Source organism: Vibrio sp. 1069, from assembly GCF_033340555.1.
Window position 1 is genome coordinate 52,053 of sequence record NZ_JAWOWP010000010.1, and the last position, 23,387, is coordinate 75,439.

17 protein-coding genes are annotated in these 23,387 nt (G+C 44.7%); 11 read left to right on the plus strand and 6 right to left on the minus strand.

The genetic code is table 11. The features are described 5' to 3' along the window. Positions 1-59: 59 nt before the first annotated feature. The 4 genes from sucA (at position 60) to sucD (ending at position 6,374) form a co-directional block, all read left to right on the plus strand. Entirely contained in the window at positions 60-2,885 is a 2,826-nt protein-coding gene (gene sucA / locus R7040_RS15510; protein WP_005382176.1) for a 2-oxoglutarate dehydrogenase E1 component, read from the plus strand. A 28-nt stretch (positions 2,886-2,913) separates the two neighbouring features. Further along, positions 2,914-4,122: a 2-oxoglutarate dehydrogenase complex dihydrolipoyllysine-residue succinyltransferase gene (gene odhB / locus R7040_RS15515; protein ID WP_005382177.1), complete on the plus strand. Its 1,209-nt coding sequence runs from the start codon at positions 2,914-2,916 to the stop codon at positions 4,120-4,122. Positions 4,123-4,335: 213 nt separating this feature from the next. Continuing rightward, positions 4,336-5,502 carry an ADP-forming succinate--CoA ligase subunit beta gene (sucC, locus tag R7040_RS15520; protein WP_005382179.1) on the plus strand — a complete coding sequence of 389 codons (1,167 nt, stop codon included), beginning with the start codon at positions 4,336-4,338 and terminating at the stop codon, positions 5,500-5,502. Next, the gene (gene sucD, locus R7040_RS15525; RefSeq protein ID WP_005382181.1) at positions 5,502-6,374 is read left to right on the plus strand and encodes a succinate--CoA ligase subunit alpha; all 873 of its coding nucleotides are present in this window, start codon (positions 5,502-5,504) and stop codon (positions 6,372-6,374) included. The genes sucC and sucD overlap by 1 nt, the downstream gene beginning before the upstream one ends. Positions 6,375-6,493: 119 nt before the next feature. On the opposite strand, the gene znuB is transcribed toward sucD, so the two are convergent. Together znuB and znuC are read right to left on the minus strand one after the other, a co-directional pair. After that, complete coding sequence (znuB, locus tag R7040_RS15530; RefSeq protein WP_005382183.1) at positions 6,494-7,279, minus strand: zinc ABC transporter permease subunit ZnuB; 786 nt, start codon at positions 7,277-7,279, stop codon at positions 6,494-6,496. After that, positions 7,272-8,060, minus strand: coding sequence for a zinc ABC transporter ATP-binding protein ZnuC (gene znuC / locus R7040_RS15535; protein WP_017634809.1), 789 nt, complete (start codon positions 8,058-8,060; stop codon positions 7,272-7,274). The genes znuB and znuC overlap by 8 nt, the downstream gene beginning before the upstream one ends. 78 nt (positions 8,061-8,138) lie before the next feature. Here znuC and znuA point away from each other — a divergent pair, with 78 nt between their 5' ends. From znuA to R7040_RS15560, 5 genes are all read left to right on the plus strand, one after another. After that, positions 8,139-9,026, plus strand: a complete 888-nt coding sequence (znuA, locus tag R7040_RS15540) for a zinc ABC transporter substrate-binding protein ZnuA (RefSeq protein ID WP_033906913.1) — start codon at positions 8,139-8,141, stop codon at positions 9,024-9,026. A gap of 202 nt (positions 9,027-9,228) precedes the next feature. Continuing rightward, positions 9,229-12,606, plus strand: a complete 3,378-nt coding sequence (locus tag R7040_RS15545) for a helix-turn-helix domain-containing protein (protein WP_318081481.1) — start codon at positions 9,229-9,231, stop codon at positions 12,604-12,606. Between the two features lie 833 nt (positions 12,607-13,439). Continuing rightward, positions 13,440-13,667 (plus strand): FeoA family protein, encoded by a 228-nt coding sequence (locus R7040_RS15550; protein ID WP_005382190.1) that lies wholly within the window; start codon positions 13,440-13,442, stop codon positions 13,665-13,667. Continuing rightward, positions 13,667-15,943, plus strand: a complete 2,277-nt coding sequence (feoB, locus tag R7040_RS15555) for a Fe(2+) transporter permease subunit FeoB (protein ID WP_054578018.1) — start codon at positions 13,667-13,669, stop codon at positions 15,941-15,943. Before R7040_RS15550 ends, feoB begins: the two co-directional genes overlap by 1 nt. After that, complete coding sequence (locus R7040_RS15560; protein WP_005382192.1) at positions 15,940-16,170, plus strand: FeoC-like transcriptional regulator; 231 nt, start codon at positions 15,940-15,942, stop codon at positions 16,168-16,170. Before feoB ends, R7040_RS15560 begins: the two co-directional genes overlap by 4 nt. A gap of 108 nt (positions 16,171-16,278) precedes the next feature. Here the strand turns inward: R7040_RS15560 and R7040_RS15565 are convergent, their stop codons facing one another. The 3 genes from R7040_RS15565 to argS all read right to left on the minus strand — a co-directional run bounded on the left by R7040_RS15565 (position 16,279) and on the right by argS (position 19,237). After that, on the minus strand, positions 16,279-16,800 hold the full coding sequence (locus R7040_RS15565) for a YqhA family protein (protein ID WP_005382193.1): 522 nt from the start codon (positions 16,798-16,800) through the stop codon (positions 16,279-16,281). A 150-nt stretch (positions 16,801-16,950) separates the two neighbouring features. Beyond that, a complete protein-coding gene (locus R7040_RS15570; protein ID WP_005382194.1) occupies positions 16,951-17,379 on the minus strand; it encodes an HIT family protein in 429 nt (142 codons plus the stop codon). A gap of 124 nt (positions 17,380-17,503) precedes the next feature. Then, positions 17,504-19,237, minus strand: coding sequence for an arginine--tRNA ligase (gene argS / locus R7040_RS15575; RefSeq protein ID WP_005388349.1), 1,734 nt, complete (start codon positions 19,235-19,237; stop codon positions 17,504-17,506). Positions 19,238-19,457: 220 nt separating this feature from the next. On the opposite strand from argS, the gene R7040_RS15580 reads away from it, so the two are divergent. Next, a complete protein-coding gene (locus tag R7040_RS15580; RefSeq protein ID WP_025766980.1) occupies positions 19,458-20,054 on the plus strand; it encodes a VOC family protein in 597 nt (198 codons plus the stop codon). 314 nt (positions 20,055-20,368) lie between these two features. Here R7040_RS15580 and purU read toward each other — a convergent pair whose 3' ends face one another. Next, complete coding sequence (gene purU, locus R7040_RS15585) at positions 20,369-21,202, minus strand: formyltetrahydrofolate deformylase (RefSeq protein ID WP_005382206.1); 834 nt, start codon at positions 21,200-21,202, stop codon at positions 20,369-20,371. A 218-nt stretch (positions 21,203-21,420) separates the two neighbouring features. Between purU and R7040_RS15590 the strand changes: the two genes are divergently transcribed. Beyond that, a complete protein-coding gene (locus R7040_RS15590) occupies positions 21,421-23,361 on the plus strand; it encodes an ATP-dependent DNA helicase (RefSeq protein WP_318081483.1) in 1,941 nt (646 codons plus the stop codon). The last annotated feature ends 26 nt before the right edge of the window (positions 23,362-23,387 follow it).

The window sequence follows — 23,387 nt, forward strand, 5'->3', positions numbered from 1 at the left end:
GGCTCTTATAGCTCGGCAAAGACCGAAGCAAACGTGAAAACTACTGGTTAAGGGAAAATATGCACAACGGCGTGATGAAGGCATGGCTCGAGTCTTCACACTTGGCTGGCGCCAATGCAACGTATGTAGAGGACCTCTACGAACTGTATCTAAGTGATCCCGATCTGGTAAGTGAGGAGTGGAAACGTGTTTTTGAAGGCTTGCCTAAGCCATCAGAAGAAGTGGCAGAACAACCACATTCACGTGTCCGTGACTACTTCCGACGACTCGCTAGAGAAACAAAGCATTACAATGTCCAAGTTAGTGACCCAGATGTCGATGCAAAACAAGTAAAAGTTCTACAGCTAATCAACGCATACCGTTTCCGCGGGCATGAAGCTGCAGAATTAGACCCACTAGGTCTATGGCAACGCCCAACAGTGGCGGAGTTAGACCCTGCTTTTCATAATCTTACCGAAGATGACTTCGAAGAAACTTTCAACGTAGGTTCTTTTGCTGTTGGGCAAGAAACCATGAAGTTGAAAGATATCTATGAAGCCCTCAACAAAACTTATTGCGGTTCCATCGGTGCTGAATACATGCACATGACTGACACAGAGCAAAAGCGTTGGATTCAGCAACGCCTTGAGTCTGTCGTAGGCCAGCCATCATTCAACAAAGATGAGAAGCGCACATTCCTAGAAGAGCTAACAGCCGCTGAAGGTTTGGAGCGTTACCTCGGGGCGAAATTCCCAGGTGCAAAACGTTTCTCTTTAGAAGGTGGTGATGCGCTGATTCCGATGACGAAAGAGTTGATCCGTCATGCGGGTACAAGTGGAATGCGTGAAGTGGTTATCGGTATGGCTCACCGCGGTCGTTTGAACATGCTGGTGAACGTACTTGGTAAGAAACCTCAAGACCTGTTTGATGAGTTCGCCGGTAAACACGACGAAACTTGGGGTACGGGTGATGTGAAATATCACCAAGGTTTCTCTGCTGATTTTGCGACTCCTGGCGGTGATGTTCACTTAGCACTTGCATTTAACCCGTCGCACCTAGAAATCGTAAACCCAGTAGTCATGGGCTCAGTTCGAGCACGTCAAGATCGCTTGGGTGATAATCAAGGTAGCAAAGTGCTTCCTATCACCATCCACGGTGATTCTGCAATCGCTGGTCAGGGTGTGGTTGCCGAAACGTTCAACATGTCTCTTGCTCGTGGGTTCCAAGTTGGTGGTACGGTACGTATCGTCATCAACAACCAAGTAGGCTTTACGACGTCTAATCCTCGTGACACGCGTTCTACGATGTACTGTACCGATATCGCGAAGATGGTGCAGGCGCCAATTTTCCATGTAAATGCAGATGACCCAGAAGCAGTTGCTTTTGTTACTCGCATTGCATTGGATTACCGTAACGAGTTCAAGCGCGATGTCGTGATCGATCTTGTATGTTACCGTCGCCACGGCCACAATGAGGCGGATGAGCCAAATGCGACTCAGCCTTTGATGTACCAGAAAATCAAAAAGCATCCTACACCACGCAAATTGTATGCAGATGTTCTGATCGATAAAAATGAATCAGATATCGAGACAGCGACTCAGTTAGTCAATGAGTATCGCGATGCATTAGATCGCGGTGAAGTGGTTGTTAAAGAATGGCGTCCAATGGCGTTGCACTCTGTAGACTGGTCCCCTTACTTAGGGCACGAATGGGATATGGAGTGGGATTCAAAATACGACAAGACACGCCTTATTGAGCTAGGCAATCGTCTGTGTCAGTACCCAGAAAGCCATAAACTGCAAAGCCGTGTTAATAAGCTATACAACGATCGTCTAGCAATGATGACCGGTGAAAAAGCCATTGACTGGGGTATGGCTGAAACATTGGCGTATGCTACATTGGTTGACGATGGCAAGCGTATTCGTCTTTCTGGTCAGGACTCGGGTCGTGGTACTTTCTTCCACCGTCACTCGGTTCTTCATAACCAAACCGATGCAAGCACTTACATTCCATTAGCGAATATTCATGACAACCAAGGGCCATTCCAAGTCTTTGACTCAGTATTGTCAGAAGAAGCTGTGTTGGCGTTTGAATACGGTTACGCAACAGCCGAACCAGGTGGTTTAACTATCTGGGAAGCACAGTTTGGTGATTTTGCCAACGGTGCACAAGTTGTTATCGACCAGTTTATCTCGTCAGGCGAGCAAAAGTGGGCGCGTTTGTGCGGTCTTACTATGCTTCTACCTCATGGTTATGAAGGTCAAGGCCCTGAGCACTCATCTGCACGTTTAGAGCGTTACCTTCAGCTTTGTGCTGAGCAAAATATGCAGGTTGTGGTTCCTTCAACACCGGCTCAGGTGTACCACATGATTCGTCGTCAGGTTGTACGCCCAATGCGTCGACCTCTCATTGTTATGTCGCCGAAATCTTTGCTGCGCCACCCTCTATGTACTTCAACGATTGAAGACTTGGCGGATGGTACATTCCAATCTGCAATTCCAGAAGTAGATGATTTAGAACCAAGCAAAGTGAAACGTGTCGTGTTCTGTGCTGGTAAGGTTTACTTTGACCTACTAGAGCAGCGCCGTAACAACGAGCAAGACGATGTTGCTATCGTGCGTATTGAACAGCTTTACCCATTCCCAATGGAAGAAGTACAAGCAGCAATTGCTCAATACACTAACGTTGAAGACTTCGTGTGGTGTCAGGAAGAACCTCAGAACCAAGGTGCTTGGTACTGTAGCCAACATAACTTCCGTGCCGCTATTCCTGCAGGTGCAAATCTTAAATACGCAGGTCGCCCAGCTTCTGCTTCGCCAGCAGTTGGCTACATGTCGGTGCACTTGAAACAACAAAAAGCGTTGGTTGAAGACGCTCTGAACGTGAACTCAAAAACTTCGAATTAAGAATTAGAAGTTAAAGGAAGAAACAGATATGACAATTGAAATTCTGGTTCCAGATTTACCTGAATCAGTTGCTGACGCAACCGTAGCGACATGGCACAAACAACCAGGCGACGCAGTAGAGCGTGACGAGGTTTTGGTTGACATCGAAACAGACAAAGTTGTGCTAGAGGTTCCAGCTCCGGAAGCTGGCGTTTTAGAAGCTATTGTTGAAGCAGAAGGTGCGACAGTACTTTCTAAACAAATCATTGCTAAATTGAAGCCAGGCGCAGTTGCAGGTGAACCAACTGCAGACAAAACAGAAGGTACTGAAGCATCTCCTGATAAGCGTCACAAAGCTGCGCTTAGCGAAGAAAGTAATGACGCATTAAGCCCAGCAGTGCGCCGTTTGTTGGCTGAACATGGCTTAGAAGCAAGCCAAGTGAAAGGCACTGGTGTTGGTGGTCGTATTACGCGTGAAGATATTGAAGCGCATCTTGCGAACGCTAAATCTGCGTCAAAAGAAGACTCGCCAGCAGTGGTTGACGTGCCGGCAGCGGCTCGCAGTCAGAAGCGTGTTCCAATGACTCGCCTTCGTAAGACAGTCGCTAACCGTCTGCTAGAAGCGAAGAACAACACGGCAATGCTAACGACGTTTAACGAAGTGAACATGAAACCAATCATGGACCTTCGTAAGCAGTACAAAGATCAGTTCGAAGAGCGTCACGGTATTCGTTTGGGCTTCATGTCTTTCTACGTGAAAGCAGTAACAGAAGCGCTTAAGCGTTACCCAGAAGTAAATGCTTCGATTGATGGCGATGACATTGTTTACCACAACTACTTCGACATTAGCATGGCGGTATCAACTCCACGTGGTCTAGTTACACCTGTCCTAAAAGACTGTGACAAGCTTGGTTTCGCTGATGTTGAAAAAGGCATCAAAGAGCTGGCTATTAAAGGTCGTGATGGCAAGCTAACGGTAGACGAGCTAATGGGCGGTAACTTCACTATCACAAACGGTGGTGTGTTCGGTTCACTAATGTCTACACCAATCATCAACCCACCTCAATCAGCGATTCTTGGTATGCATAAGATCCAAGAGCGTCCGATGGCAGTGGATGGCAAAGTTGAAATCTTGCCGATGATGTACCTAGCGTTATCTTACGATCACCGCCTAATTGATGGTCGTGAATCAGTTGGCTTCCTAGTAACGATTAAAGAGTTACTAGAGGACCCAGCACGTCTCCTATTAGACGTTTAATATCGCTAAAACGTCTAGTTATCGTAGGTAGCTAGACGTTAAAAATTTCAATGGCTAGACTAGCTCAACGTTTGGCCTTCATTTGAATCCTTCAGTATGAGAACTCATGATGAAGGATTGATTTGAGAAGACCCTACAGACGTACAAGCAGCCAAGACTGCAGCGTTATGGAAATAATAAATCCCTTAAGGGAAAAACAAACGGAATATCGAAATGAATTTGCATGAATACCAAGCCAAACAGCTGTTTGCAGAATTCGGTTTGCCTGTGCCAGAAGGCTACGCGTGTGATACACCACAAGAAGCTTTTGAAGCCGCAGGCCGTATTAGTACAGCCAAGAAAGTAGTTAAATGTCAGGTTCACGCTGGTGGCCGTGGTAAAGCGGGTGGCGTAGAGCTACACGATACAAAAGAAGGCGTTAAAGAGTTTGCACAGAAGTGGTTAGGTAAAAACCTAGTGACTTACCAAACTGACGCTAACGGTCAGCCAGTAACAAAAATCCTTGTTGAAGAAGCTTCAAATATTGCGAACGAACTATACCTAGGTGCGGTAGTTGACCGTGCTAGCCGTAAGATCGTTTTCATGGCTTCTACCGAAGGTGGTGTGGAAATTGAAAAAGTTGCGGAAGAAACGCCGGAACTCATCCACAAAGCAGCAATTGACCCACTAGTAGGTCCACAAGCTTACCAAGGTCGTGAGCTAGCGTTCAAACTTGGTCTTGAAGGCGACCAAATCAAACAATTCGTTAAGATCTTTATGGGTCTTGGCACTATGTTTTCTCAGTACGATCTTGCTCTGCTAGAGATCAACCCACTTGTGATTACTGGTGAAGGCAACTTGCTATGTCTTGACGGTAAGATCAACATCGACTCAAACGCACTGTATCGTCAGCCTAAGCTTCGTGAAATGCACGATCCTTCACAAGAAGATGAGCGTGAAGCACACGCAGCTCAGTGGGAGCTGAACTACGTAGCACTAGACGGTAACGTTGGCTGTATGGTTAACGGTGCAGGCCTAGCAATGGGTACGATGGATATCGTAAACCTACACGGCGGCAAACCAGCTAACTTCTTAGATGTAGGTGGCGGCGCGACGAAAGAGCGTGTTGCTGAAGCATTCAAGATCATCCTATCTGATGACAATGTGAAAGCGGTACTTGTTAACATCTTCGGTGGTATTGTACGTTGTGACATGATCGCAGAAGGTATTATCGGCGCGGTTAAAGAGGTAGGCGTAAGCGTACCTGTTGTTGTTCGTCTTGAAGGCACTAACGCTGACCTAGGTCGCGAAGTTCTTGCTAATTCTGATGTTGATATCATTGCTGCTGAGTCGCTAACTGATGCTGCTCAGAAAGTTGTTGCTGCTGCGGAGGCTAAATAATGTCTGTATTAATTAACAAAGACACTAAAGTAATCTGTCAGGGGTTCACTGGTGGTCAAGGTACTTTCCACTCAGAGCAAGCTATCGCATACGGTACGCAAATGGTTGGCGGTGTGTCTCCAGGTAAAGGTGGCCAAACTCACCTAGGTCTTCCTGTATTCAACACAGTTCGTGAAGCAGTAGAAGCGACTGGCGCAACAGCGACAGTCATCTACGTACCAGCACCTTTCTGTAAAGATGCAATCCTAGAAGCGATTGACGCGGGTATCGAGCTAATCGTAACGATTACTGAAGGTATCCCTACTACAGATATGATCGACGTAAAAGTGAAGCTAGAAGAAACTGGCGTTCGCATGATTGGTCCTAACTGTCCGGGCGTTATCACTCCTGATGAGTGTAAGATCGGTATCATGCCTGGTCACATCCACAAGAAAGGCAAAGTAGGTATTGTATCTCGTAGCGGTACTCTAACTTACGAAGCAGTTAAACAAACCACTGACGAAGGTTTCGGCCAGTCTACTTGTGTTGGTATCGGTGGTGACCCAATCCCGGGTTCAAACTTCATTGATATCCTAAAACTGTTCCAAGAAGACCCTGAGACAGAAGCGATCGTTATGATCGGTGAGATCGGTGGTACTGCAGAAGAAGAAGCAGCAGCATACATTAAAGAAAATGTAACGAAGCCAGTGGTTTCTTACATTGCTGGTGTAACTGCGCCTCCTGGTAAGCGTATGGGCCATGCTGGTGCGATTATCTCTGGTGGTAAAGGTACTGCTGAAGACAAATTTGCTGCACTAGAAGCGGCTGGCGTTAAAACTGTGAAATCTCTAGCAGAGATTGGCCAAGGTCTACGTGAAGTGACGGGTTGGTAATCGACCACACTACTTAATAAGTATTAAAAAGCCTGCGATTTCGCAGGCTTTTCTTTTTCCGTTTCCGTGGATTTATGTTTGTTGTTAGCAAGGTCTTTCGCGTTTAATGCTCAATGCGATTATGCTTTGCTTTTAATCAGCTGGCTCAGCATAAATAAGGATGTTGCGCTGATCACTACGGAAGGGCCGGCCGGTGTATCGAAGTGCCATGATAGGCTAAGCCCCATCAGTACTGCCACTGAGCCAATAATGGATGCGAACAATGCCATTTGCTCTGGTGATGAAGAGACTTTACGTGCTGTTGCTGCTGGGATAATTAGGAGCGAAGTCATGATCAACGCGCCAACGAACTTCATACCTACTGCGATTACTACACCCACCATTAGCATTAACACCAATCTAACTAAGTCTGTATTCACGCCCTCAACAGCGGCAAGTTCTTCACTAACAGTACTAGAAAGCAGTGGGCGCCAGAAGACGTACAAACACGCACTTACCGCAACAACACCTGCGTAAATAAACATCAGATCTTGTGGAGAGACGGCAAGTAAGTCCCCAAATAGGTAGCTCATTAAATCGACGCGCACGTTTTCCAAAAAGCTAACCGATACTAAACCGATAGAGAGTGCACTGTGTGCCAAGATACCTAACAACGTGTCTGTAGCCACAAGTTGTTGCTTTTGCAGAGTGACAAGCAAAACGGCCAGAGCTAAACAGCAGACGAGTAGGGCAAGGTAGAGATTTACATTGAGCAAAAAACCCAGCGCTAGGCCCATTAATGATGCATGAGCTAGGGTATCTCCGAAGTAAGCCATTTTACGCCAAACGACAAATGACCCAAGCGGACCGGCAATGATCGCGATACCAATACCAGCAAGAATAGAAGGTAGGAGAAACTCAATCATGATGGTGATGTCCGTGTTTATGGTGGGAGCATGATATCGCATCACCGCTTACTGGCGTTCCGGATAAATCGTGATGATGATGCTCATGGTCGTGATGATAAAACGCGAGAGACTCTCTCGCAGCATTGCCAAATAGTGCGATGTAAGAAGGGTGCTGAGTAATAGTGGCAGGTGAACCTGAGCAGCAAACATGGTGATGCAGACAAATAACATCGTCCGTTTTCGCCATCACTAAATGTAAGTCATGCGACACCATAAATACGCCACAATCAAAGCGGTGACGAATGCTCTCAATTAAGTCATAGAGATCGATTTGACCTTGGATATCCACACCCTGAGCTGGTTCGTCTAATACCAACAGCTGAGGACGCTGAAGCAGAGCGCGCGCCAGTAACACTCGTTGGTTTTCACCACCGGATAAGCGATGCATATTACTATTAAGTAAATGTTCAGCGCCAACAAGCCTTAATGCATCAATGCACTCCTGCTTACTGTATTTTCCTGCTAAATTTAGGAAGCGGGTTACATTCAATGGAAGGGAGTCATTGAGCTTCAACTTTTGAGGAACGTAACCAATTTTCAGTTTTCTTTGTCGGTTCAACTTGCCGCTTGTTGGCTTTTGAAGACCTAAGATAACTTTGACTAACGTTGATTTTCCCGCTCCATTGGGACCAATTAGGGTAGTTATTTTGCCCTTTTCTAATTCCATACTAATGTTATCGAGAACTCTGCGGCCATCGAACTCGACGCATAACTGCTCAAGATGGACTAAGGAAGACATGAATGAAACTCATTTGCAAATCAATAATGTTATAATGTAACATTATCTCACTTTCCACGCCATATCCCAAGTAAAACTATGAAAAGAGCATTAATTCTTGCTGCCTCAGCAATGTTAACACTTCCAGCACAGGCAGTAACGGTACTGACGAGTATCAAACCTATTCAGTTGTTAGTAACAGAGCTTACTCAAGGAGTAACTTCACCAGACGTGCTATTGCAGTCTAACACATCACCCCATGACTATGCTTTGCGTCCATCGGATGTTAAAAAGGTCGCTTCGGCTGATTTGGTTATTTGGTACGGACATGATCTTGAACCGTTTCTAGAGAAAGTTGTTTCGGATAGATCGAATACTTTGACTATTAGTCAAATTCCAAATCTAGAATTGCGTGAATTTGATAGTGAGCACAACCATGACCATGATGGGCACGATCATGGCTCACATGATCCGCACTTTTGGCTAGGTGTAAGCCAAGCACAACAAGTGGCCAAGGCTGTTGTGAATCAACTTGTATCACTTGATCCGGAAAATGCAGCTCAATATCAAGCGAACCTCAAAAAGTTTGAACTCGAGCTAAAAGACACTGACCAACAGATAAAGCAGAAGCTGGCACCAGTAAAAAACAAAGGTTACTTTGTATTCCATGATGCTTACGGTTATTTCGAAGATCGTTATGAACTAAATCAAATGGGGCATTTTACTGTGAGCCCAGAACGAAAGCCAGGAGCGAAGACCTTAATTCAAATTCGTCAAAAGCTAAGTGGTGGAGATGTGGCTTGTGTATTTTCTGAACCTCAGTTTACCCCGGCTGTCGTTCAGAGCGTAATGAGAGGCAGTGACGTCGCTAAAGGCGAGCTTGACCCGTTAGGGAGTACAATTGAAGCAAAACCTGGCAGTTACTTTACTTTTCTCAACAATATGGCGAATAGTTTTGAGCAATGCTTGAACAAAAAGTCAGATTAAGTGCTGTCGTAATGTAGGAGTAGTCTTTTTAACGTGATCCAGTAGTAAGAATTACAACCTTTGGTAAGGCGAGCCTTTTCTCAGAAAGTAATTGAGATATCATTACCAATAATTATCAGCTCAAAATAACCGTATCAATCCATGCTTTACAAACGATGAACGGTCACTTTCCGAGCACAAATTGATACAAAAGGTTTTCGTCTTGCTACGCCAATTAGCCCTTGCTCTGTTGGGCTTTGTCTTATCCTACCAAGCATTTGCGCTTCATAATGCAAATGCAATCTTTTACCCTTTGCCAACTCAGGCAAAGGGTACTTTTATCGCGGCTAAAAAGTTGTTCTTGGGTGAAAAGGGCGGTTTGTGGATTCATGACGTACACGGACGAGTCCTGTTTTACGATGGTCAAACTATATTACCTAAATCAGGTAGCTTCCTACAAACGTCGGCTAAGCAGTTGGCTTATCATAAAGGTGCTTTTTGGACCTTTATTGAAAATGAGGTCTATCGAACCTATCCAAATCAGGAACGACGTTTAGTCTTTAGTTTAAATCCAGGCTCACAAATAAGAAAAATAGGGTCTTCAAAGAACTATATTTGGGTGAGTGATGGCGCGCATTTCTATACCTACAATATCGACACTAGCGAATTAAACTCTTTCTCTCTATTGCAGCTCTATCAACATAGTAATAATAGCTACGTTTACATTAATGATGCGGTGCTAGTTGAAACGAAGTGGGCACTAGCAACGACTTCCGGCTTCTATCTTTCTGAAGGTGATAAGTTTGACCATGTCGCTGCCTCAGGTCAAAACTACATTGAGAAAGTCTATTATTCACACACGCGAAGAGAAATTTTGATAGGTACATTGCGCGGCGCTTTAATTTTCAACATTTACCAGCCTGATAAAGAAGTGATTAGAATTGGCGGCTCACATGTTTTGACATTCGCAGAGACAAATCAAGAGTATTGGGTGGGGACAGAGCATGGCCTTTATTTGTACTCATTTTTTTCAGGTGAGGTCACCGAAGTCGCGCCTGCAAGTTTTCTTGAGTTAGAGTTAGACAACACGAAGATTTATTCGTTGTTGAGCGACAATATAGGAGGGATGTGGATTGCGACTAACCAAGGTATTCGTTATTACTCGCTATTTAGTAAAAAATTTGAACGAGTGACCTTTAGTAGTTATGACTCACACACCCTATCAGGACGAATTCGGCAAACTATTGAAGGTCCTGATGGTGCGCTTTGGTTTGCTGATGACCGAAAGATTTATCGTTCAGGAAAGAGTGGGATTAACCAAGTCTTAGAGTTGGAGTCGCAGATCAATGAATTTGCGTTTCAAAACGGCAAGCTTTGGCTTGCAACCTCAAAAGGGCTGGAAATATTTGATCTAAATGGTCTCAACAAGATTACATTTCCTTATTTACAGGTTATGGCCGGACATGCCGTAGAGCATGTGACCGTTGATGGTGATGACCGTCTTTGGGTATCAAGCGGATACCATCTTTACAATGTTGATACTGCTGCACAAAGCGTACGAAACTTTGGAAGTGAGTGGCTAGTAAGTCAGTATTTGCCTGCTAAGGTTACGCGCCTATATGATATTGAAGATGCCCTATTAATAGGCACCGATCATGGCGTATACCAATACAGTAATGACAACATCCAGTTTATCCGTTTTTCAGAAAAGTTTGGTGAATCATTAGACATGACCACGGCGGTTGATGGCAGCCAGTGGTTTGCTTCATCTTATGGTGTGTTTAAAACTGATACACGAAGCGATGAAAAACGTGTTGTTGAAATGAGTGAACCCAACGCCAGACCTGCTTGCTTGATCAGAGACAGGCAAGGTGTATGGTTAGCTTCCTCTGTCGGTTTAAGCTATTACCACCTTTCGGGTGAGTTAGTGAAACATTACTCATCGTCATCAGGCTTAATGAACAATGAGTTCCTCCCTGGTATTTGTAGCGTTATACAGCAGACAGAAATTGGTGAGCGAGAGCTTGTTCTGGGGTCGAAGTACGGACTCGTAAAAGCAGAAGCATCCAAGCTGCTTGTATCTAATCCCCCAGAGTCTAAGTTTATTGTTAGCCAAGTTGTGCTTGAAAATGAAGTTCTGCAAGTTGGTAGTGCCGATCTGAATGGGCTCACACTGCCATATGGATCTTCGCTGAGTTTTTTATTCGGTGTGATGCCAAAACCAGACAGTCAAAATTTGTACTATCGATTGAACAACGATGACCCATGGCAAACGTTAGAGGGGGGCCAACTGACACTCGAGCACCTTAGTTCCGGTGAATATCACTTGCAGGTCAGTAATGCGTCTCAAGTTGCCGCTGGAGTCGTTGGTTTAGAATCTCACTTTATCGTCCTTCATCCTTGGTATCTATCGCGATTTGCTATTTTAGGCTTTGTCGTAGCTAGTATTGCGGTCGTTGCAGTACTCGTATTCTGGCGCTCGCGCTACGTTGTACAGGCTAACCGTGATCTAGCAGCTCAAGTGACCCTCAAAACGAATCAGTTAAGACATCAAAGTAGAGTGTTGCTTACGAGCAACCAGCAATTACGTAAACAGATTCAAGTTAGAAACCTACTCGTAGACCATGTAGCTCTATCCATAAAATCAAGCGTCGACTTTATTGTGGCGAAACTACCTATGCCTCTCGATACTGCGACAGAGGATCATTTGGCTAAAACGAATTGGCAGTTAAATGAACTCAAAAGTGTTCCAAGTGATGTAAGTGGTGGGAGTCAGAACTACAACTTGAGTCAGATAACTCAGTCAGTGGTTGATGTATGGCAAGATGACTTTGCAAAAGCGGGTATTTTGGTAGAGCTAGAAGATGAGAGCAAGCAGAGCCGGGTTGCTCTGGAAAGTTTTAATCTTGATGTTATTTTCAATAGCATTTTTGCCAATATCATCAAGCGCTCTTTCCGGGGTCAAACGGTTAGAATTATGCTAGAAAAGGGGCATGATATTGTGTCATTGAGCTTTCTTGATTACGGGACGCAATTACCTAATAAAGTCGCGACTGGGCTTCCATCTAACTTAAATCACTCTGAGTTGAGTATTGACCACCTTGCCCAACTAGTGACAACGAGTGGTGGTTATTTGGCTGTCTTCTCTTCTGATGCTCAAAACAAAGTCGAGATTACATGGCCATCTGCGAAGGAAAGGAGTTATCTGGATGAACCGCAGCAAGAACTCAATCCTGTAACTATTGCAGAAGATCAAGTCACACCAGAGAAAGAGTGGTTGCAAAAAGTCTATCAATTAGTGGCAGAGCATTACCATGATCCTGAATTTGGCACTGCGTCAGCCGCTAAAATGCTGTATATGTCTGAACGCTCTTTGCAGAGGCGTTTTAAATCTGCCTCGTCAAGAACGTTAAAAGACTATGTCACAGAGGTTCGTTTAGAAACGGCGTGTGAACAGTTATTGGCGGGTGAGAAAATCAGTGAAGTCGCCTTTAACTGTGGCTTTAATGATCCATCTTACTTTAGCCAAAAGTTTAAGCTGCATTTTGGTTTGCCCCCTTCCAAGTTTGCTTTGACTCAAGAAAGCCAAGAAATTAACTAGAAAACCTTCATTATACGCTCCCTAGTTAATAGTTAAGATGCTGGGGAGCTGCATACAGTGCTCTATTATTGCTGCAGTTGCTAACGCAGTAAGTTTCATTGTTTCTTCATCACATCTAGCCTACAAATCCATTCTCAACACGTAAGCACGATCACGTTCTATCTGTTAGTCGCGATGTTCATAGCAATAAGCATAAATGGCTTCAAGAGAATGATTTACTGATAGTTGCAACAAATAAATGACAGTTGTATTGCTGTATCAAAAGAGCGTGGTTCATTTGGGGGAGTGATGGCATGCGACATTCGTGAAAACGAAAACTGTGTTGAAAAGATGAATAAGGTAAAGAAGTTTTGAAAGAGGTGAAAAAAAATATCGTGGTATAGCCGGGGGGACTATACCACGGGTGTCAAGGACACCTTCGCTTGCTGCCGGAGTGACATGTTGCCATGCCACCTCTGGAATTTATTAGAGAAGTTGCCCTCTCGATGGAGTAACTATACGAGAGGTTACTTATTTTTCTTATAAAAATAACGCCATGTTTATATGAGAAAAGCGACAACGTTTGGCTTTTTGCTTAAGCCATTGTTTTAATTTGAATTTTTTGTTTTCTGTCTTGGTTTGTGACATTTTTGTTTCGTTAGGTGTCATTTGTAATTGTTAATTTTGACGTAAATAACGAGAGGAAATTTACGAAGTTAACGTTTGAAAGCGTGAAAACATTTACGGAATCTTTGATTTCACACAAGGATTGAAGGGGTATAGGGGAGTAATATTGGCAACCTAAACTTATTAAATAATAATATTTCTCATTAGCAATACTCTTAAGGGCCACTATGAAGTTATCAGAGATTAATCCTGGCGATACGGTGACGATTCGGTTGTTAGATGGTCTTTCATCAGATATCAGAAAGAAACTCATGGTAATGGGGCTGCTTCCCAATACAGAAGTCAAAGTGATTCGACGTGCGCCAATGGGCGATCCTTTACAAGTCGAAGTCCGTGGTGTGTCTGTCGCATTGCGAGAAACAATTGCTCAGAAAATTGAAGTGGAGCGAGTGTAATGCAATATCAAGTGCTAACCGTAGGTAACCCTAATAGTGGTAAAACGACGCTATTTAATGGTTTAACTGGCGCAAAACAGCAAGTTGGTAACTGGGCAGGCGTCACGGTTGAAAAGAAAACGGGACAATTCAAGCATGCTGGGGATGAGTTTTTGCTCACTGACCTTCCGGGTATTTACTCATTAGACAGTGGTAATGATAGTAATAGTATTGATGAATCCATCGCATCGCGTGCGGTTCTAACTCATCCTGCTGATCTCATTATTAACGTGGTGGATGCTACAAGTTTAGAGCGCAGCTTATACATGACGCTGCAACTTCGCGAACTTGGTCGCCCTATGATTGTTGTCCTCAACAAGATGGATGCGCTAAAGCGTGAACGTCAGATGATTAACGTTGCAGAGCTTGAGAAAACGTTAGGTTGTCCGGTTGTCAGTTTATCTGCAACCAATAAAACTCAAGTGGCAGAGTTTAAAGAAAAGCTCCATAAATCCATCGTTCAAGGAGTGCCACTTAAAGAATTGTCTTTGCATTACGGTGAGAAGATGGAGTCGGCAATTCAAACGGTTTCCGCACTTTTTAACGACCAAAACGTCGCTCATCGTGCACTAGCGATTCGTGCGCTTGAAAAAGACACAATGGTGCTCAATAGTCTTTCTGATATTGATAGAAGCAAAGTCTTGGAAGTCATTACGACGTTAGATTTGGATATCGATTTGCATGTCGCGGATACTAAGTACACGCATCTGCATGAACAGTGTAAAAAAGTTCGCCGAAGCGAAGGCAAGTTAAGTCGTAGTGTGACTGAAAGACTCGACCAGTTTATTTTGAACAAGTGGATTGGAATTCCTTTCTTCTTTGTTGTTATGTACCTGATGTTTATGTTCTCGATTAACATCGGTAGTGCATTTATCGACTTTTTTGACATTGGTGTGGGCGCATTATTGGTTGATGGTGGGCATCACTTGTTAGACGGTCATTTGCCTGTGTGGTTAGTGACGGTTCTTGCTGATGGTATCGGTGGTGGTATCCAGACGGTTGCAACCTTCATTCCGGTTATCGCGTGTTTGTACCTCTTCCTAGCGGTACTTGAGAGCTCAGGTTACATGGCTCGTGCAGCATTCGTACTAGATAAAGTGATGCAGAAGATCGGCCTACCGGGCAAAGCATTTGTACCGTTGGTTCTTGGTTTTGGCTGTAACGTACCGTCAATCATGGCAACTCGTACTCTAGACCAAGAACGTGAGCGTAAACTGGCTGCCTCTATGGCACCATTTATGTCATGTGGTGCTCGTCTGCCTGTATACGCGCTATTCGCTGCGGCATTCTTCCCAGGTTCTGGCCAGAACATTGTATTCGCACTTTACCTACTTGGTATTGTGGCAGCGATCTTCACAGGTCTTTTCCTTAAGCACACGCTTTACCCAGGTAGCAGCGACAGCCTAGTGATGGAAATGCCAGATTACGAGCTTCCGACGCTACAAAACGTGGTGATCAAAACTTGGCAAAAGCTAAAGCGCTTTGTACTTGGTGCAGGTAAAACCATCGTTATCGTTGTTGCTATTCTGAGTTTCTTCAACTCATTGGGTACTGATGGCAGTTTTGGTAACGAAGACAGCGAAAACTCGGTGCTTTCTAAAGCTGCGCAAGTTGTTACTCCAGTATTCGCGCCAATCGGTGTTCAAGAAGATAACTGGCCAGCGACGGTTGGTATCATTACCGGTATCTTCGCAAAAGAGGCGGTAGTTGGTACGCTTAACAGCCTATACACCACGCCAAGCGACGGTGAAGACGCAGAATTTGATCTAATGGGCAGCCTAGAAGAGGCAGTAATGAGTATCCCTGAAAACCTAGCCGGTTTGAGCTACTCAGATCCACTAGGCATTGAAGTGGGTGACTTAACTGACTCAAATGCCGTTGCCGAAGAACAAGAAGTCGATGCTTCTATCTTCGGTAACATTAAATCGCAGTTTGCTTCTGGCAATGCCGCATTTGCTTACCTAATCTTTATCCTACTGTACACTCCTTGTGTGGCGGCGATGGGTGCTTACGTACGTGAGTTTGGTCATAAGTTCGCACGCTTTATCGCGGTTTGGACAATGGGCTTGGCTTACCTATGTGCGACGTTCTACAACCAATTGACGCATTTCGCAGATAGCCCAGTAACAAGTGGTATTTGGATGGCTGTGATCGTAGCTATCTTCTTTGGCACATACCGTGTGTTCAAACAAGTTGGTAAGAAACAAAACGGTGCATTAGAGGCGCAAGTAGCATGATTTTAAAAGAGCTTTATCAATACATTGCAGACAAAGGAACCGTCTCCCAGTCAGATCTGGCTAAACAGTTTGGGATGAGTGAAGATGGCGCCGACGCGATGTTAAACGTGTGGATTAAGAAGGGCAAAATTAGCCGCCTAGTCGACACTAATAAAGCTCATGACGTGACTCGTGTTCGCTACTCAGTGACTAAACAAGATGGTTTGTCTCTGACAGTCACCATGTAGCGACTATCAAAATTAGTCACCTAAAAATTATCACGTAAAAACGACAAAGCCGCATCAGCAATGATGCGGCTTTTATTTTGCTGGTTATTGTTTGTGAATACAGCGAAATTAATGTTCTTCAGAGTGTTTAGTCGCGCCTAACTCTAGGAACTTTAAACCAAGACTTAAAACTAAAATCGAAATAGGTAATGTTAAGATCGTCCAATCTAAGCTGTCGAAGTTAATCAGCACGAGCTCTAAGAACTTCACAAACAAGATCACGATGATGACTTCAGCCAAAATGTTTTTTAGATGGCCGATGTTTGGGGTTCTGATCCAATGCAAAACCGACTGCTCTTGTGTTTTCGCTTTAGCTTTGTTGGAAATAAATAGTGTGTAGATGCCGTGAGCAAAGATGAACAAAACTAGTGCGACAAGAAACGTATCCAGTGACTTGATCAAATAAGCGATCGCGATGTCTGCTTTATCTAAATGTGCGAGTGCTTCTGGAGGTGTTTGATTGAGAATGAAGACCGCAAATGCCGAATAGGTTTTTGCTGCACCCATAAGAAAAAGCAAGAATGAAGCAGCCATAGAACAGATAATGGCGATCCAGCTGACGTATCGGAATGTGTTGAAGACTTGTTTCATGATGACCCTCTCTAACTGAGCTGGTAGTCTAAACAAGTTTTATTTTAGTGATAATCCCAGAAAAATGAGAAAGATTGTTACAAATACGTATTAATCTTTCTCTGTCTATTTCAGCCGTATTCAAAGGCGAATTATTTTCGCTAGCAGTGCTTATGCTTTTTGGAAAATAGAACTCAGTGACAGCACATTTTTAATGCGACCAAGCAATTCGTTTTGCTCTTCTTCTGTACGGAATTCACCTTTGGTGTTACCCCAAACCGGTCCCGGCCATGCTACGTCATCTTTGAAGCGAGCAATATGGTGAATGTGCAGCTGTGGCACCATATTACCTAGCGCACCAAGGTTTAGCTTGTCTGGACGGAATGTTGCTTCCAGTGCTTGGCTTACCGCTTGAGACTCTAGCAAAAACTGTTGCTGTTCTTGCATTGGCAAGTGGTGAAGCTCTTTTAGGTTTGCACGTTTAGGGACCAAGATAACCCATGGCACGGCGTTATCTTTATGCAGAAGCGCCACACACAGTGGGAAGTGGCCGATAACGGTGGTGTCTTTTGCCAGTTGAGGGTGCAGTTCAAAACTCATTATGTTGTCCGATTTGAATTGAATGACATCAGTATACGCCAGATAAAACAAAAGGTTGACGCTTTCACGTCAACCTTTGTCATCATTTAGCTTGTGCTACTTAAGCTACCTACGTAAAAGCGGATTACATACGCTCTAGAGTATCAATACCTAGTAGAGACAGACCTTGCTTGATGGTCTTCGCTGTTAGCGCTGCTAGTTTCAGGCGGCTTTGTTTCACTGCTTCGTCTTCAGCAACTAGGATAGGGCATGCTTCGTAGAAGCTAGAGAACTGACCTGCTAGTTCGAATAGGTAGCTACACATGATGTGTGGTTGGCCTTCGCGAGCGACAGATTGAACCGCTTCTTCGAACTGCATAAGCTTAGCAATAAGTGCTTTCTCTTTCTCATCAGTGATTTTGATGTCACCTTGGAGAGCGTCCATAGCAACACCAGCTTTAGCGAAAATAGAAGCTACGCGAGTGTATGCATATTGCATGTATGGTGCTGTGTTACCTTCAAACGCTAACATGTTGTCCCAATCGAACACGTAGTCAGTCGTACGGTGTTTAGATAAGTCAGAGTATTTAACCGCTGCCATTGCAACTGTTTTAGAGATCTTCTCTTTTTCTTCCGCATCTAGTTCAGGGTTTTTAGATTCGATCAGCTGTGCTGCACGAACTTCTGCTTCATCTAGAAGGTCGGCAAGGCGAACGGTACCACCCGCACGAGTCTTGAATGGCTTACCATCTTTACCAAGCATCATGCCGAACGCGTGGTGCTCAAGAGATACTGACTCAGGTACGTAGCCTGCCTTACGAACAATTGTCCAAGCTTGCATTAGGTGCTGGTGTTGACGTGAGTCGATGAAGTAAAGCACACGGTCTGCGCTTAGCTCTTCATAACGATATTTTGCACATGCGATGTCTGTTGTTGTGTATAGGAAACCGCCATCGCGTTTTTGAACGATAACGCCCATTGGTTCGCCATCTTTGTTCTTGTATTCATCTAGGAATACAACTTGCGCGCCATCATCTTCAACGGCAAGACCTTGTTCTTTTAGGTCTGCAACGATCTTAGGAAGCATGTCGTTGTACATGCTCTCGCCCATCACGTCGTCACGAGTCAGTGACACGTTTAGACGGTCGTAGTTGCGCTGGTTTTGGATCATGGTTACATCAACGAGTTTTTTCCACATTTCTGCACAGTACTCGTCACCGCTTTGCAGTTTCACAACGTAGTTTCGCGCCTTTACTGCGAAGTCTTCATCTTCATCGTACAGCTTTTTCGATTCGCGGTAGAAGCCTTCAAGGTCCGCAAGCTCCATAGAAACTTCGCCAGACTCTTGTTGTACACGTTCAAGGTTTGCGATAAGCATACCGAACTGAGTACCCCAGTCGCCGATGTGGTTCGCACGGATCACTTTGTGACCTAGGAACTCAAGAGTACGTACCACCGCATCACCGATGATGGTTGAACGTAGGTGACCAACGTGCATTTCTTTAGCTACGTTTGGTGCAGAGTAGTCAGCAACGATAGTTTGAGCTTCGTCTGCTGCAACGCCAAGACGTGAGTCAGCCAGTGCTGCTTCCGCTTGTTTTGCTAGGAACTCTTCGCTTAGGAAAATGTTGATGAAACCAGGACCAGCGATTTCTGTCTTGCTTGCAATACCATCTAGGTCTAGAACATCCAGTACTTTCTGTGCAAATTCTCGTGGGTTAGTACCCAGTTTTTTAGCAACGCCCATTACGCCGTTTGCTTGGTAGTCACCAAATTGTGGCTTTGCTGATTGGCGTACTGCCGCAGGACTGCCTGCAGGTGCGCCAGCGGCTTCTAGAGCCTGAGATACTTTGTCATTAATAAGTGCTTGGATATTCACACGCGTTTCCTTCAATTCAAGGACGAAGAACTCGGCGAAGTAAGTGCCGAGTTCTGTTGGAGTTCACAAAAATGGGGCTAATGATAACAACTTTATTGCTTTTCATACAGAGAGGAATTGGGGAAATTTATACTTTTTCGATTGAATGGAAATGTGGTTTGGTTTGCGTTTACTATTGCGCTCAGAGTAATGAGATAAATCGCCCCAAAAGAGAACCACAATGACGACTCAACTAGTTGAAAAACGCCTAGCGCCTGAATTGATGATCCAAGATTTGGATGCATTTATGGCGAAGATTGAAGAGTTTGCATCCCTGTTAAAACTGGATCTGAGCTTTGCTCAAGCTGACCATATTGCGTTGCGTATTAACGATACTGATACCGCAAAAGCTGCGCATGAGGCTTGGAGTCAATACGGAAAGGTGATTTCACAAGCGAAAATCAACGGTCGCCCAATTATTGTTATTGAGTTCGATAAAGCGTTGGAAAGTCGTGGCTGGAAGATTGAGTGTCTGGAGCTGCCATACCCTGCGGAAGGCAAAATCTACCCAACTGAAAGCTGGGAACATGTGGAGTTTGTGATTCCGTCTCATGCCGAAACCGCAGATGAGTTTCTTGCTGATTTGAGACACACTTATCCAGCGTTTGGCGCACGCTTTAATGAGTTAGAAGAGCTGGGTGTGAAGATCAAACTGTCGAGCCCGAAAGGGGATGGCGAACGCTTGAACAACCCAACGGTGGCGTTTAAGTATCAAGGCATTTGTATCAAGCTGCACCCGCATTCACTTAAGCGTATTGTGGAGTCTGAGCAGGCGTAACTTGCTTTACGTCGTGCGCTGTTAGTCAGAGGGGTCACTTAAACTCACAGTGTGCGGATATGAGATTCCTGATCTCGCTTAAGCTCGTCGGAATGACGCGCTTGAGTTGTTTGCGTTTGGTTAAGTGATGCGTACTAATTAGCTTTCATGCTCATGCCTCATTTACGTCATTCCCGAAAGCGACGAAGGAGCGTAGTCGGGAATCTCTTACAAGCACTTCAATAAAACATCCACCGACAGATAAAAAACGCGTAACGAAAAGACAATGCCTTCTCAAATTACGCGTTTTTAGCAGCTAGCAATCAGCTGCGAATTTAAAGAATAACCGTCTTATTGCCGTAAACAAAGACGTGGTCATTGATCACTTTATTCAAAGCCTTACTCAATACGTTCTTCTCTACATCGCGTCCCGCTTGCGCCATATCTTGGGCATTGAATGTATGGTCGACAGGAATTACGTCTTGCTTGATGATCGGCCCTTCATCTAAATCATTAGTCACGAAGTGTGCTGTTGCACCGATGATTTTCACACCGCGATCGTAAGCTTGTTGATATGGCTTCGCGCCAATAAAAGCAGGTAAGAAGCTGTGATGAATATTAATGATTTTGTGGTGATATTTCTCAACAAACGTCGGCGTTAATACGCGCATGTATTTAGCTAGCACCAAAAAGTCAGCATCGTATTGATCGATCACTTCTAGCATCTTCTGCTCGTGTTCTTCACGGCTAAGGTTTTCATGGGTCACATGGTGGTAAGGAATGTCGAAGCGTTCAGTGAGAGTTTGCAGTTTGTCGTAATTCCCCACCACAGCGGCGATCTCAACATCTAGGCTTCCATCGTAGGTTTTCATCAGAATATCGCCTAAACAATGCGCTTCTTTTGTGACGAGAATGACGATGCGCTTACGGCGAGAGCCAACCAATTTACGCTTAGCACCTTGCGGGAGAGCTTGGTCCAAGTCGGCAAGAAACGTTTGATCGTTGAAGTACCCCTCCAACTCCGTTCTCATGAAAAAGTGGCCACTGGTATTATCAACAAATTCGTTATTGTGAACGATGTTGAGTTGGTGCTTGTAACAGATATTAGTAATTTTCGAGATGAGACCCGGGGCGTCAGAACAGTGGGTCAACAGTGTTTTCTTTTCCATAAATCAGGTACTTCCATGCATTAATATTTTAGCGTACGAATTTGTTATTATTCCCTGGCGGGTGTAACTGTACTGCCATGTTTCACCATAAATAATCTATTCTTACGTTGGTTTCAACAAAATATCCGCGTGTCGCCGCAAGCTGGTCAGATTGTGGGCTGATGTCACTCCTATTCCTCTGATATACTCTCGATAATTTTTCAAACTCAATACCAAGCATGATCGCAAAAACTTTTTCCTCTGATGGCGCGTTAGGTAAGGCCATTCCTGGCTTTCAAGCTCGTCAGCCACAAATCGATATGGCGGAAGCCGTCAGCAGTGCGATCAAAGATCAAACCCAGTTGGTGGTGGAGGCAGGAACCGGAACCGGTAAGACCTTCGCCTACTTAGTCCCTGCGCTGTTAAGCGGTAAAAAAGTGATCATCAGTACAGGCTCGAAAAACTTGCAAGAGCAGTTGTACCATCGTGACTTACCGCTCATGGTCAATGCGCTTGGTTTTTATGGCCCAGTGGCGTTATTAAAAGGGCGTTCTAATTATCTGTGTTTGGATCGTTTGAGCCGCCAAATGGTCGAAAGCCACACTAATGAATCTGACCCGACGTTATTAACTCAACTGGTTAAAGTGCGTACTTGGTCATCAGAAACCAAAACAGGTGACCTTGGTGATTGCGATGATCTGCCAGAAGACAGCATGATCATTCCGACTATCACCTCAACCAATGATAACTGTTTAGGTAAAGAGTGTCCGAGCTACACCGATTGCTTTGTATTGAAAGCGCGTAAGCGAGCCATGGATTCCGACATTGTTGTGGTGAACCATCACTTATTTCTTGCTGATTTAGCGATCAAAGAGACAGGATTTGGTGAACTGATTCCAGAAGCCGATGTGTTTATTTTTGATGAAGCTCATCAGTTGCCAGATATTGCGAGCGAATATTTCGGCCAGTCAGTTTCAAGCCGCCAAATTCACGATCTTGCCAAAGACATTGAAATAGCCTATCGCACCGAAGCCAAAGATATGCGTCAATTGCAAAAAGTGGGCGACAAACTCATGCAAAGCGCAATGGACATGCGGATTGTATTGGGTGAGCCAGGCTTTCGTGGCAACTGGCGTGAGGCGTTGCAATCAGGTTCTATTAAGCGAGAATTATTGCGCTTAACTGACAGCCTCGAATTGGCGATTGATGTACTCAAAATAGCTTTAGGGCGCAGTCAATTACTGGATACGGCCTTTGAACGAGCCAATTTGATCAAAGGCCGTATCGACCGGGTATGTGATGTCGATATTACCGGTTACTCATACTGGTACGATACCTCACCTCGTCATTTCGCTCTGCACATTACGCCTCTTTCTGTCGCGGACAAGTTCCATGAGCAAATAGAGATTAAACAAGGCGCGTGGATTTTCACGTCAGCAACCCTAGCTGTATCGGGCGACTTCAAGCACTTTACTGAGCGCCTTGGCCTCAAGCCTACAAAGCAATTTTCTCTGCCGTCCCCCTTTGATTATCAAAAACAAGCGCGCCTTTGTGTGCCAAGGTATTTGCCAGAGCCAAACAGTAACGGCTTAGCGGATAAGTTAGTCCGAATGCTTGCTCCGGTGATTGAAGAAAATGATGGTCGCTGCTTCTTTTTATGTACCTCGCACAGCATGATGCGTGAACTAGGTGAGAAGTTCCGAGAAGTACTTGAGCTGCCTGTGTTAATGCAAGGGGAGATGAGTAAGCAGAAAACCTTGGCGGAGTTTATGGAACTGGGTAACGCTTTACTCGTGGCGACGGGCGCTTTCTGGGAAGGGATTGATGTTAGAGGTGATGCGCTGAGCTGTGTTATTATCGACAAATTACCGTTTACCGCCCCTGACGATCCGTTACTCAAAGCCCGTATCGAGGATTGTCGATTACGTGGCGGTGAACCATTTGCTGAAGTACAAATCCCGGATGCAGTGATTACGTTAAAGCAGGGAGTCGGGCGATTAATTCGAGATCAGAAGGATCACGGTGCGTTGATCATTTGTGATAATCGCCTCGTCACGCGAGACTATGGTGGTATTTTCCTCGGAAGTCTACCACCTATCCCAAGGACGCGAGACTTAGATGGAATCAAAGCATTCCTGAAAGCAGAACAATCTGTCACAGACGCAAGTGCTGAGGCATAACCCAATAAATGAGAGTTGTAGAGAGT

Bases quoted from the DNA above. Each gene is read 5' to 3' on its own strand.
- sucA (WP_005382176.1), top strand. From the start codon at position 60: ATGCACAACGGCGTGATGAAGGCATGGCTCGAGTCTTCACACTTGGCT.
- odhB (WP_005382177.1), top strand. From the start codon at position 2,914: ATGACAATTGAAATTCTGGTTCCAGATTTACCTGAATCAGTTGCTGAC.
- sucC (WP_005382179.1), top strand. From the start codon at position 4,336: ATGAATTTGCATGAATACCAAGCCAAACAGCTGTTTGCAGAATTCGGT.
- sucD (WP_005382181.1), top strand. From the start codon at position 5,502: ATGTCTGTATTAATTAACAAAGACACTAAAGTAATCTGTCAGGGGTTC.
- znuB (WP_005382183.1), bottom strand. From the start codon at position 7,279: ATGATTGAGTTTCTCCTACCTTCTATTCTTGCTGGTATTGGTATCGCG.
- znuC (WP_017634809.1), bottom strand. From the start codon at position 8,060: ATGTCTTCCTTAGTCCATCTTGAGCAGTTATGCGTCGAGTTCGATGGC.
- znuA (WP_033906913.1), top strand. From the start codon at position 8,139: ATGAAAAGAGCATTAATTCTTGCTGCCTCAGCAATGTTAACACTTCCA.
- R7040_RS15550 (WP_005382190.1), top strand. From the start codon at position 13,440: ATGAAGTTATCAGAGATTAATCCTGGCGATACGGTGACGATTCGGTTG.
- feoB (WP_054578018.1), top strand. From the start codon at position 13,667: ATGCAATATCAAGTGCTAACCGTAGGTAACCCTAATAGTGGTAAAACG.
- R7040_RS15560 (WP_005382192.1), top strand. From the start codon at position 15,940: ATGATTTTAAAAGAGCTTTATCAATACATTGCAGACAAAGGAACCGTC.
- R7040_RS15565 (WP_005382193.1), bottom strand. From the start codon at position 16,800: ATGAAACAAGTCTTCAACACATTCCGATACGTCAGCTGGATCGCCATT.
- R7040_RS15570 (WP_005382194.1), bottom strand. From the start codon at position 17,379: ATGAGTTTTGAACTGCACCCTCAACTGGCAAAAGACACCACCGTTATC.
- R7040_RS15580 (WP_025766980.1), top strand. From the start codon at position 19,458: ATGACGACTCAACTAGTTGAAAAACGCCTAGCGCCTGAATTGATGATC.
- purU (WP_005382206.1), bottom strand. From the start codon at position 21,202: ATGGAAAAGAAAACACTGTTGACCCACTGTTCTGACGCCCCGGGTCTC.
- R7040_RS15590 (WP_318081483.1), top strand. From the start codon at position 21,421: ATGATCGCAAAAACTTTTTCCTCTGATGGCGCGTTAGGTAAGGCCATT.